Here is a 12,486-nt window from a genome sequence, read left to right on the forward strand (position 1 = left end):
ACAGCCTCCTTTGCATTTTCCCCTAGTCCAGTTCAGCTAAAAGCTTCTTTAATTCCTTCAACACACCATCATTCACATTTGTGTCGGCAATATAGTTCGCTTCCCGTTGTACTTCTTCTCTTGCATTGCCAACCGCATAGCTGTATTCGGCACGGTGTAACATCTCGATATCATTCAAGTTATCCCCAAACACCATTGTTTCAGAAACTTTTATCCCCATAATTTTTTGAATTTGTTCTACTGCATTTCCCTTATTTCCATCTTTATCAAATAAATCAATCCACTCTTTTCCTGCGCATACCGCTGAGATCCTTGGATGTACACTCCAATAATCCATGAATTCTTCTCCTGCAACCTCTTCTGCTCTTCCATCTTTTTGAAACAAACTCATTTTAATAATTGTATCGTCTACCTCATCAAAATCATCCACCAATGTAATATCGTAGTGATAACCTTCCTTCATCAATCTATATAACTCCCTGTCTGCTCGTCTGATATAAGTTGTCTTTACTCCGGAAAGCAACAACTGACAGTTCTCAATTGCGTCAATTCTTTTCTTTATATCCTGCACATCTTCCTTTAAAATTTCCGTTCTTGCCATTACTTCACCACGACACATCACAAGATTTCCATTTTCTGATATAATAATAATATCATTTGCAATTCTTTCAAACAGATTCCGAATACTCTCATATTGTCTTCCGCTAGCTGCTGCAAATATAATCCCTTTTTCTTTTAATGCAAGAATTACATCAAAGACCTCTTTGTTGATTTCGCTTGTACCATCCGGCACTAATGTGCCATCAATATCAGAACAAATTAACTTTATGTTTCTCGTTTTTTGACTCATGCCCATTATCCCTCACTTTTAATGGTATTCATTTTTCTTTCTCTTTGGAACAGTTATCTCACCTGCAAGATTTTTCAAAAACAATGACTCAATCTCTTTTTTATCTGATGTCTGCCCAAGTACCCACATTAGTTTTGTAACAGCTGCCTCTGTTGTCATATCATTACATGGCAAAGCCCCTTGCTTTAATATTTTCTGTCCTGCCTGATAAACGGACAAATTACTTCCCTCATAAAGACACTGACTTCCAACTACAACTGTCATCCCTTTTTCAATCACATTTTTGATTGCTTCCGGAAGATTTCTCTTTTTAAAGTGCATTCCACCAATTCCAAATGCTTCAACTACAACACCTTCATATCCCATTTGATATAAATGCTCAAAAATATCCGGATTTGTTCCCGGAACCAGCTTTAGCAAAAAAACCTTCGTTGATAACTTATCTTTTAATTCAAATCGTCGATGCGTCCTTTTCAATGCGTAGCGATTAATATCAAGACCATTTGAATTTACAACCCCTATATAGGGATAATTAATACTTTCAAAGGCATCAAAGCTAATTGTTCTTACTTTACTTGCCCTTGTTCCAAGAATAACTTTGCGGTTAAATGCAACAAAAATTCCTGGAACTCCACTTCCTGCCATATTAACAGCACACCGGCAATTCTCCACGGCATCAGCAATTGGATTTAAAATAGACAGCTGGCTTCCAGTCAACACAACCGGTATCGTAATATTCGGCAACATAAAAGACAGCGCCGCAGCCGTATAAGCCATTGTATCTGTACCATGAATAATAACCATTCCATGATAATCTTCTCTTTTTTCATACACCGTCCGTGCAATCAGCTTCCATTCCTCCGGCTGCATGTTAGAACTGTCAATTGCCATTAAATCCATAAATTCTACATCATAATAATTCATAATTCCTTCCATGCTGGAAAAAATCTCTGTGCTATTTAGTTCAGGTGCCAAACCTTCCTCCCCTTTTGAAGAAGCCAGTGTACCTCCCGTTGTGATAATTAAAAGCCTTTTTTTCATATGTTACCTCTATCTTTATTTTTAGTCTTACTTTTCTAGCAATTTTCTCTGTTACTAGTATAGCACATTTTTTTCATTTTTTAATCATTTTCTCAGATGATAACATAAAATTTAAATTAAAAAACCGCCCTTTCATAAAAAAGGAAACGGTTTTTATCCTCTGTTATAATCATAGTATCTATCCTGTTTCACTCAACATGACAGTTTTCGCAATAAACGTTTATAGAAACTATGATTTTTCATTTTTTTGACTGTATTTATCTCATTCTTTAACTCTTTATTTTCTGCTCTAAGGTTTAAAACAGTTTTTCTATAGTCCTCTTTTTTATTCTCTAAGAACGTATAATAAAGATTCATTCTCTCTTCTCTTTCTTTCCATGAAACACAAGAAATAGATCGAATTGGAGGTTCTAATTCCATTTTTCCAAGTTTTTCTTCAAATGGCACTTTCTTTGCCTCTCCATTCTTATCATAAATTGTTTCTAAACCATTCTGATCCAAAAACTGAAGGAAATGAAAGAATCTCTGTTCATGCCCCAAAGTAACACTATTAAAGTCAGTTTTTGCATAAATCTCAAAAATATCCGTCTTGCTTGTCATCTGTTTTACTGTCTGATGTGGAATATTATGATATCTCGCAAGTTCCAATATTCTTCCATCATAGACAAAAATATAACTTGGTGTTCCCGCCAGAACTCCTGCAATATTTCCATGAATTCTGCTTCCAAATGAAAATTCTGACTCTTTTATATATTGAATCCATTGTGGTACATTCACAAATCCACGGATTTTATCATTCCTATAATCTTTACTTGCAATGTGAACCGGATATTTTTTCGGAACCGATGTATGTTTTTCTACCGGATATGGAACTCCTGCATACATTAACCTTAGTTCTTCGATTGACTGCGGAATAATTGTATAATTTGGAAGCTGAATTTTACTTTTTTCTATCGTCTGATGTAAAATTTTTGGCAAGTCAATTTTATAATTAATACACACATCAGACTCTTCGGTCAAATTATTTTTTTTTGGTTTAGGCAACTGTTTTCCATACGTATACATCGAAGGACATCCAATCACTGTAAAATCTTTTTCTTCCTGAAAACCAAGGATTTTCAAATATTCTGCCGTAATTTCTCCTCTTACCCCGACAAGTGCAGATTTTTCTAAAACAGCCTTCATAAATTCTTTTGCAGGTTCATTAAATAAAAACTCCTGATTTAAAGGGCTATCAATCTTTTTTTGTATTCCAATCCCAGTTACAATGCACGGAATCGTAAGGTTCTTTACTATCTTCGTAAGATATTCTAATTCTTTTATAAATCCATCTCGAAACGCATTCGCAAGAGGAATTACAAAATAATCATACTCCTGATTCATTTTTTCAATTTCTTCTAACTGATATGCCCTATTCGTTAAAATTGTGTCAATCTCTGTGTCCTCTGTCATTAAAGTTCGAAACATGCTATATACAAAGAGCATATTTCCCATGTTATTGCCAATTAAGTTTTGTGTCACCACATCAAATTGGCTTCTATTATCCAATGGTGACATTCCAGCACGCATTAAAATTCGTTTCAAAAGTCATCATTCTCCTTTTTTCTTTTATGTATCATTTTTACTCATATAAAATACTCTAAAAAAGGATTGTGATGGAAATATGTTTTTATTTATCAACTAATTGTTCTAAAATGAAATAAAATTCTACCCCATTTTCTTTATTATGAATCCCACACTCTCCATAGTGAAACTTTATAATATTTTTTACAATATAAAGCCCTAAACCAGTTCCACTATATTGTATTCCTTTTTTCTTCTCTTCCGTTCCCCTATAAAAACTATTCCATATTTTATCTTTTTCTTCTTCCGGAATCGTTTCTCCATCATTATAAACAAACACATAAACATTTTTATTATTGGAATGAACTCCTATTTTTATACGTCTTCCTTTCTGTGTATGTTTATAAGCATTCATTACAAAATTTGTAATTGCTTGTGTAATATACTTTTCGTTTGCCATAACAAAACAGTTTTCTTCTACTATTCTTTCGCACTTAATTCCCTTTTGTTGAAACATAATTTCATAACGCTCAATTAATTTGCAAATAACCCGGCTAAGGTTAAGAGGGGCCAGCTCCATCTCCTCCATTCCATGCTCCATTGAAAAAATAGTAAGCATACTGTTAAGCATTTCACTCATTTCATTTACTTCTTCAATAATTGAATTATAGTAATATTCCTTTTTATTCTCTTCCGTTACATAAGAAAGCATTTCAACCTGACCTGAAATAATCGCAAGCGGTGTTTTTAATTCATGTGACACATTATTTACAAACTGTTTTCTCATCAATTCTAATTCTGTTTTATATTCATTTTCTTTTACTAAGGAACGATTATATTTTTCCAGCTCCTGAATATATTCCTGAATTTGCGAGGCCATCGAATTAACACTTTCTGCAAGTCGCTCCAATTCTGCATATCTCATATTTCCCTCTACTTTAACTGTAAAATCTTTTGCCGCAACTGCATTTGCTACTTTATCAATTTCAATAATTGGTTTTGTAATCTTATCTGCGGCAAAATAAAAAATAAGACTTCCTGTTAAAACTGCAAAAACCATAGCTATTATAGTAAGATTTTTGGCATATGTGACACTTTTTTCAGCAATATAGGTCATCTCACTAATATAGATATAATAATTCCTTCCTTTTGATTCAATAATTCCTGAAAGACTTAATTTTTTAACTTCCCCTCTTCCATCTCTTATCTCAGCTTTCACCTTTCCTTCCGGTTCAAAGGAATTCTTCCGCTCTTTCATCCATTCAAACGCCCGTCTTTTATCCCTGTTCGGGTTAATATCACTTTGTGTATAATACAATGCCTGAAACTCTTCATCGGCAATTAAGAACTTAAAATTTTCTTCTTCATATTTTATAAAAAAATTTTCATTTAAGTCCATATTTTCAAAATAATCCGGAAATTTTAAAGAATGTATCTGCTCAAATGCCTTCTCCATTAATTCAGATTTCTTATAAATATAATAACTATCTGCAAAAAAGAAGTAAAATAAACTAAAAATGCCAACGATAAACACTAATATAAATACTTCCATAAGCACAAGACGGCTTTTAATTGTTTTTCCCATATTAAATTCCTCTTTTTTTCTCTATACCTCAAAGCGATAGCCAACACCATAAATTGACTGAATGTAAGGATTCTCTTTCCCCAGTTTAATTCGAAGCTGTTTAATTACTGTATCTACTGTTCGTTCTCCACCATCATAGTCAAGCCCCCAAACAGCATCTAATATCTGACTTCTTGTCAGTACAATATTTTCATTTTCTATAAAATAGTAAAGCAAATCATATTCTTTTGGCGTCAGACTTACTTCTTGTTTATCTAAAAAAACTTTCCGGCTCTCTTCTTCAATTCTTAGATTTCCTTTTTCCCTCCATAGTTCATTTTTCATAAGCCGTTTAAATATGACTTCAATTCTTGCCTTTAATACAGATAACAAAAATGGCTTAGTAATATAATCATCCGCCCCTTGGTTAAATCCTCGTAGCTGATCGTTTTCTCCATCCTTTGCAGTTAAAAAAATAACAGGCGTATCCGATATTGTACGAATCTCTTCTAGTACTTCAAAGCCATTATAGTAGGGAAGCATAACATCCAATAAAATCAAATCAATTCGAGTATTATTTTCATAATACAAATCCAATGCTTGTTTTCCATCTTCTGCCTGAATAATTTCATAATCATTCATTTTTAAATAATCAACTATCGTTTTTCGCAGTTTTTCTTCATCCTCTATTACAAAAATCGTCTTTCTCAAATTCTCACCGTCATTTCCATTTGTATAAAAGTTATTTGCTATTCCTTTTTCTTACAACATATAAACAAAATATGGCACTCTCTTGTCAATCGACAAATTTTTTCAAATAGTTTTCTATAATCCTTAAAAATCCCTTATAGCTTTTTAGCTATAAGGGATTTTGTAAACTACTATTCTTCTTTTGAAATACATCTCTAACAACCACGTTCGTACTTACATTCGTTATAAACCGAATGCAAATCCACTTTAAGGCGACTACCAGATTTGAACTGGTGATGAAGGTGTTGCAGACCTCTGCCTTACCACTTGGCTAAGTCGCCATAGAAGGTACGTTCCGTACCTTCTTTACTATTATAGTATAGCAATATGAAAAATATTCGTCAAGTAATTATTTTTTTATTTTTCTGTCTTAAACATACTAATTTCTTCTTTTAATTCTTTTGCATTTTGTGCTAATTCAGAAGCATCATTTTCAACAGCCTGGCTATTTTCAGCAACAATTCCTGCAAGATTTGTAATCTCTTCCGATGTTGCCTCAATTTCCTCTGCACTTGCAGATTGTTCTTCTGTAATAGCTGCAACTGATGTAGCTACATCGTCTACTTCTCTTACTTTTTGAATCATGTTTCCAACAATTGTATTTGTCGTATTCAGGCTTTCATAAATACGGTCAAACGTCTGGCAGGCAACATCGACTAAGCCTGCACTTTTCTTAATACCTTCCATATTTTCATGACTCTGATCAACCGTAGTACTAATTAGAGAAGATACTGAATTAATTAATTGAGAAATTTCTTCTGCTGCAGAAGCACTTGTTTCTGCCAATTTTTTAATCTCACTCGCTACAACTGCAAATCCTTTTCCTGCATCGCCAGCTCTTGCAGCTTCAATGCTTGCATTCAATGCAAGTAAGTTTGTTTCTTCAGCGATATTGCTGATTGTTGTTGTAATCTCATCAATTTTAACTGCTGCCTGACCTACTTCACCAATCGACTCGCCTAATGTCTGCATAGAACCTTCTATTTTAACCATAGCTTCATTTACCTGGTTCATATCTTTTCGTCCTTCATTTGCAGCATCCATTGTTACTGTCATATTATCAACAACAGACTCTCCGTCATCATTGGTATCTGATACAATCTGTGCAAGAGAGGTTGCATTCTCTGCAATATCTGTAATTGCCTTAACAAGTTCTTCAACTGTACGGCTTAACTGTTGCATCGCTTCCGATTGTCTTCCGGCAGATTCATTAAGTTCACTTGCTAAAGATGTACTGTTGTTTGCCTTTATATCAAGTCCATTTGCAATATTCGTTAGTGTATTTATTGTTCCACGCATTGTAACAATAAAATTCTGCATATTTCTACCCATGAGAGCAATCTCATCATTTCCTTTTACAACAATATCCTCTGTAAAATCACCATTTGTAACATTTACAATAGAGTGTGTCATATTTTTAACTGGTTTTAACATTGCATGAACCAGACGTTCAATAATAACACACATTACAATAATTGCAATTGCTCCAATGATATACAAAATTTTCTGAAGTTTTAATAAATCCTTAATCGCATCTTGTTCATCAACATTTGCAACAACATACCAATCAGTACCATCAATCTGCTTAATATCCGTCATCTGCCTTGTACCTTTACTTGTATTATAAGTTTCCGGATTAAGCTTATTATTCTGAATTGCATTAAATACTTCTTTATAGTAAGTTTCTCCGCTTTCTTCAGCTGTTTTTCCTACCACATCTGTATTCTGAGTTGCTAATATTGTCCCACTGACACCATCAATAACACATGCAGAGCCGGTCTCGGCAATCTTAATATTCTGGATTACCTCTGTAATACGTCCGAGCTGAATATCACATGCAATTGTAGCGTTTTTTCCGAGCACATTAATTTTTTTCGTCGCAGTAACAACATATTCACCAGTAAGGTCATCTACATAAGGGACATCAAAACCAAACTTATCTCTTCCCTGACCACTCTTATACCAAGTACTTTCTGTAAGATTTCCATCTGGTTTCCATCCACTTCCATCAATCAGCCTATTGTCTTCAATTCCTATGTAAACACCATCTGGAAAGTTCTCATCTTTTCCTAAAATTTTTTCTAAATAGCTTCTTACTTCTTTTTCAGTCATGTCCTGGCTTTCAATTGTATAAGCTATAGTATCCATTCCTGCAATACATTCAGATAGCCAGCCTGAAATGTTATTCACCGCTGAATCTGCTCCGGTTTCTACAAGCTCGCTTGTCTTATTAAGCAAACTGTTTCTGGACATGCCATATGAAACCAAAATAATGGCAAGCAGTGCTATGACTGTAGACGGCAAAAGAACTGCTATCATTTTTCCTTTAATACCGCCCCGTTTAACAGCTCTTTTCTTACTTTTTTTCTTATTCATCCATATCCTCCTAGCTTTAACTTCATAGGTATTATCTGATTGTTATAGTTATATTCATTTTATACTGTAATAGAAAAAAATGCAATTGTTATACATGATTTTTTTACTTAATTTTTATTTTTTTAAATTTTAAGTCTAAATTATTTCTTTTCGTGAAGTTTTGTTTATTTTCTTCATATTTTGCAACAACTACCCGATTCGCACCTTGTGCTACATAAATAAGCACCTCTGCACCAAATTGACAATTCTTTGCCATTCTTTTATAATACAACCTGTAATGATATTTGCATTGTATCTTTTTAAGAACAATAGCAGGAGGATTTTAATATGAAGAAAAAAAATTTTGAGGTTACACAAATGGTTCAATTAGCCATGCTTATTGCAATTTTGGTAATACTCACAGCAACTCAGTTGGGATTTATCAACTATGGTGTTGTATCCATCACCATATTACATATCCCAGTTATTATCGGTTCTATCCTTATGGGACCATTCTATGGCGGATTACTAGGCTTAACGTTTGGAATCATCAGTATGACAAATGCAACTCTGCGCGGTGCAACTCCTGTCGATATGATGTTTTCTCCAATCGTATCCGGATTACCCGCCCAATCTTTTATTATGTGTATCATTCCACGTGTTATATTAGGAATCGTACCATCTGTATTTTATTCAAAGTTCCAGAAAGTAATAAAAAAACCTTATATACGGCTGGCACTTAGTGCTGCCCTTTCAACTATGATTCACACTATTCTTGTGTTATCATGCCTTTACTTTATGTTCTTTACAGACATGAATTTTACAGAGGTGTTGAAAGGAATCTTCTTAACTGTAATAGGAGTAAACGGACTTTTGGAAATGCTTTCCGCAGTTATTATTTGCAGTGCGGTATGTATTCCTTTACTTACTTATACAAGAAGCTTAAAAACAAATTAATTTTAACGAGGTAAAACACATGATACAAGAAATATTCATTACAGAAATAGAACATATAAAAATTGGAAATGCAGAAGATGAGAAAAATGCAACCGGCTGTACAGTTATATTGGCAGACCACGGCTCTCCAACCGGTGTTGATATTCGTGGTGGCGGACCCGCTTCCAGAGAAACCGCCCTGTTAAACCCAACTGCTGCCAACGATGGAATTCATGCAATTTTATTAAGTGGTGGAAGTGCATTTGGTCTAGATGCCGCTGGTGGTGTTATGGAATTTTTAGAGGAAAAGGATATTGGCTTTCCTGTTGGAATTACAAAAGTTCCCATTGTATCTACGTCCTGTCTATTCGATTTAACCGTTGCCAATCATAAAGTTCGCCCCGACAAGGCGATGGGATACAAAGCTTGTGAAGATGCATGGAATCGCTCCAAACATTCTCCCAAAGAGGCAATTCTAGGTTTAGAGGGAAATCACGGTGCAGGAACAGGCGCAACTGTTGGAAAATTTTTGGGTGAAAAAGGTATGATGAAATCCGGGCTTGGTACTTTCGCCGTTCAGTTAGGCGATTTAAAAGTAGGTGCAATCGTAGCTGTCAATGCATTAGGGGATGTATTTGATTATAAAACAAATAAAAAATTAGCTGGTCTTTGTAATCCGGAAACCGGTGAATTTCTTGACAGCGAAACCGCTTTTTACGAATCCTATCAGAATCCCAAAAACCTTTTTACTGGAAACACAACAATTGGTGCTATCATAACAAATGCTTCTTTCACCAAAACAGAAATGACAAAAATTGCTCAAATGGCACAAAATGGATATGCGAGAAGTATTCGCCCCATCCACACGACCGCCGATGGTGATAGCATCTATGCAATGTCTACCGGTAAGATAAATGCTGATCTCAATTTAGTTGGTACGCTATCTTCAACCGTCATGGCAGAAGCGGTTAAACGTGCTGTATTAACTGCAACACCTGCTTATGGTTTAAAAACAGCTTCTCAGATGCAGAAAAAATAAAATAAGAAAAAATACCTCTAAAGTAGATTCTGGTTATTTCCCACATCTACTTTAGAGATATCTATCAAAACACTTCTTTAATAGCACCTTCTTTATATGCCTTAATCAACTCCTGGAGGTCTTCTACCTGCTTACTAAGTTCCTTTCCAATATCCGTGTTTGCAACTGTAACTCTAGGACTCATCCGTTCAATAATGCTTACCTTTGGTGTTTGCTTATGTAGTTCTTCCTTAGGATTCGACACAAATGGCTTATGCTCTGCCAGATTTAATGTTCTGGAATTGTAGATTAATGTATATCCCGCAATTCCTGTTTTAGACTGATATGCTTTTGAAATGCCTCCATCAATAACAAACAATTTTCCATTCGCTTTTATCGGACTTTCCCCGTCTTTCATTTTTACTGGAACATGCCCATTGATTATATGTGCAGATTTCTTATCCATACCAAAATCATCAAAAATCAAATTACAAATTTCTTCTTTACTGCTAAGCATATAATATGGATTATAACGCTCTTTTTTTGCCTCTTCTTCCATCAAAAAATACTGCTCAAAACAAGCCAGCTTACTCTTTCCAAATACAGGTGACTTGCTTCCACACCACAGATACCACATAAAATCACTGGCATCTTCTTTTTCCCTGCTTCCTTCTTCTCCAAAATAAGCCTCATTTACTTTATCATTCAAATAGTCAAGCAAATCTTTTCCCTTATATTTTTCTCCATAAAACTCAACCTCTTCTAATGTACCATCTTTTGTCATAGGGATACATCCGTGGTACAAAAGATTATTATTAACACATTTATACATCGCACCATGAGAATATAAGAAATGAATATGTTTATGAAGTATTTTACTATGTTTAAATGCTCCTTCTAATACTTCAATTAGCTGTTCTTCTTCTTTCGTCAGTTCAAATGGCTTTTTTGGATTAACCGTTGGAAATTTTGTATCTTTTAGCTCATATTCTTTTCCGTCTAAACAAAGAACACCCTTTTTATAATCAATCTTCCCTAATAATGCTCTGTCATCCATCTGATACTCCGGATGCTTTTCTATCAACTGTCCTTCCAGTTTAAACTGGATAATTGTAATCGCTTTGTGCATTTTAGCAGCAAGTTCTAAGCTGACCGGGGCATACTTATTCTCATCCCAGACATAAGGCACAAATAACGCACACACATCTTTTCGATAAACCTCCGAAGCAAATGTCGCAAGCGCCCTCAAACTAATTCCATACCCATCTTCTATTAAGTCAAAATTGTTATAATGAATTGCCATACGGACAACATTTGCAATTAACGCACGATTGCCACTGGCTGCACCCATCCACGATATGTCATGGTTTCCCCACTGAATATCCACGTCATGAAAAGATTCCAACTCATTCATGATAATATCCGGTCTGGGTCCTCTGTCATAGATATCTCCAATAATATGAAGCCGGTCAATGCATAACTCCTGAATCAATGTACAAATCGCAGTAATAAAAGTATCGGTACTACCCATATCAACAATTGATTGAATAATTGACTGATAATAATATTCTTTATCTACACTTTCATCTGCGTGAAGCAGTTCATCTAAAATATAAGCATACTCCGCCGGCATTTTTTTTCGAACTTTCGACCTTGTATACTTGGAAGAAGCTTTTTTGCACACTTGAACCAAACGATAAATCGTAATACGCTGCCAGTCCTCCAATGCTTCTCCTTCTAGTGTAATTTCTCTCAACTGTCTTTCCGGATAATAGATTAACTCAGCCAATTGAATTCTATCTTTTTTTGAAATCGTTTTACCGAACAAATCGTCAATTTTTGTTCGTATTACCCCAGAGGCACTTTTCAATAAATGAATAAATGCTTCATATTCCCCATGTAAGTCACTGAAAAAATATTCTGTCCCCTTTGGCAGACACTGTATTGCATTTAAATTTATAATTTCAGTTGCTGCCGATTCAATATTGGGATATTCCTTCGCTAATAATTCAAGATATCTTTTTTCCATAACTTCCCTCAGGTTTACCTTCTTTCATTATATTAGATGATTTGCTTTTCATATTTTTTTTTCAATATTGTTTAACCATCTAATAATAAGAATACCATCATAACCTGATTTGAGCAATAAATGTCATTTTTTAGACAAATTATTCTTTGATTATTTTTTTATTTGTTCATGAAAAAAGTAATTTTTATAAGGTTTATTCCTATTTTGAAAAATTTGCTCAATTTCACATATCTTTTGCTCCCAGTATTCATTGGGTAGTGTCAAAAACTACCCGTATTTTATTTTAAAAATTCTTTTAAAACCTTAATTTATTGGAGGTTTGCAAATAAAAAGAGCATTTACCTCCCATTTTTGATATAATGTCCTCGACCAAAATTCCA

The 12,486-nt window shown here is 34.4% G+C and carries 10 protein-coding genes and 1 tRNA gene; 2 read left to right on the forward strand and 9 right to left on the reverse strand.

Annotated elements, in window-relative coordinates; genetic code table 11:
* Window positions 1–22: 22 nt before the first annotated feature.
* From FYJ58_RS08780 to FYJ58_RS08815, 8 genes are all read right to left on the reverse strand, one after another.
* A complete protein-coding gene (locus FYJ58_RS08780; protein WP_205839210.1) occupies window positions 23–850 on the reverse strand; it encodes an HAD family hydrolase in 828 nt (275 codons plus the stop codon).
* Between the two features lie 18 nt (window positions 851–868).
* Window positions 869–1,891: an asparaginase gene (locus FYJ58_RS08785; RefSeq protein WP_154519363.1), complete on the reverse strand. Its 1,023-nt coding sequence runs from the start codon at window positions 1,889–1,891 to the stop codon at window positions 869–871.
* Window positions 1,892–2,083: 192 nt separating this feature from the next.
* Window positions 2,084–3,475, reverse strand: a complete 1,392-nt coding sequence (locus tag FYJ58_RS08790) for a polysaccharide pyruvyl transferase family protein (RefSeq protein WP_154519364.1) — start codon at window positions 3,473–3,475, stop codon at window positions 2,084–2,086.
* Window positions 3,476–3,560: 85 nt separating this feature from the next.
* Window positions 3,561–5,039 carry a sensor histidine kinase gene (locus tag FYJ58_RS08795; RefSeq protein WP_154519365.1) on the reverse strand — a complete coding sequence of 493 codons (1,479 nt, stop codon included), beginning with the start codon at window positions 5,037–5,039 and terminating at the stop codon, window positions 3,561–3,563.
* Window positions 5,040–5,060: 21 nt separating this feature from the next.
* Window positions 5,061–5,729 carry a response regulator transcription factor gene (locus FYJ58_RS08800; protein ID WP_154519366.1) on the reverse strand — a complete coding sequence of 223 codons (669 nt, stop codon included), beginning with the start codon at window positions 5,727–5,729 and terminating at the stop codon, window positions 5,061–5,063.
* 249 nt (window positions 5,730–5,978) lie between these two features.
* Window positions 5,979–6,049, reverse strand: a tRNA-Cys gene (locus FYJ58_RS08805).
* Window positions 6,050–6,125: 76 nt separating this feature from the next.
* On the reverse strand, window positions 6,126–8,144 hold the full coding sequence (locus FYJ58_RS08810; RefSeq protein ID WP_154519367.1) for a methyl-accepting chemotaxis protein: 2,019 nt from the start codon (window positions 8,142–8,144) through the stop codon (window positions 6,126–6,128).
* 103 nt (window positions 8,145–8,247) lie between these two features.
* Window positions 8,248–8,400 (reverse strand): hypothetical protein, encoded by a 153-nt coding sequence (locus tag FYJ58_RS08815; RefSeq protein ID WP_154519368.1) that lies wholly within the window; start codon window positions 8,398–8,400, stop codon window positions 8,248–8,250.
* Between the two features lie 71 nt (window positions 8,401–8,471).
* Here FYJ58_RS08815 and FYJ58_RS08820 point away from each other — a divergent pair, with 71 nt between their 5' ends.
* Window positions 8,472–9,080 (forward strand): ECF transporter S component, encoded by a 609-nt coding sequence (locus FYJ58_RS08820; protein WP_154519369.1) that lies wholly within the window; start codon window positions 8,472–8,474, stop codon window positions 9,078–9,080.
* A gap of 19 nt (window positions 9,081–9,099) precedes the next feature.
* Complete coding sequence (locus FYJ58_RS08825) at window positions 9,100–10,098, forward strand: P1 family peptidase (RefSeq protein WP_154519370.1); 999 nt, start codon at window positions 9,100–9,102, stop codon at window positions 10,096–10,098.
* Window positions 10,099–10,162: 64 nt separating this feature from the next.
* Here the strand turns inward: FYJ58_RS08825 and FYJ58_RS08830 are convergent, their stop codons facing one another.
* The gene (locus tag FYJ58_RS08830; RefSeq protein ID WP_154519371.1) at window positions 10,163–12,106 is read right to left on the reverse strand and encodes a fructose-1,6-bisphosphatase; all 1,944 of its coding nucleotides are present in this window, start codon (window positions 12,104–12,106) and stop codon (window positions 10,163–10,165) included.
* Window positions 12,107–12,486: the final 380 nt, after the last annotated feature.

It is taken from the genome of Velocimicrobium porci (assembly GCF_009696045.1).
GTDB classification, from domain to species: Bacteria; Bacillota; Clostridia; order Lachnospirales; family Lachnospiraceae; genus Velocimicrobium; species Velocimicrobium porci.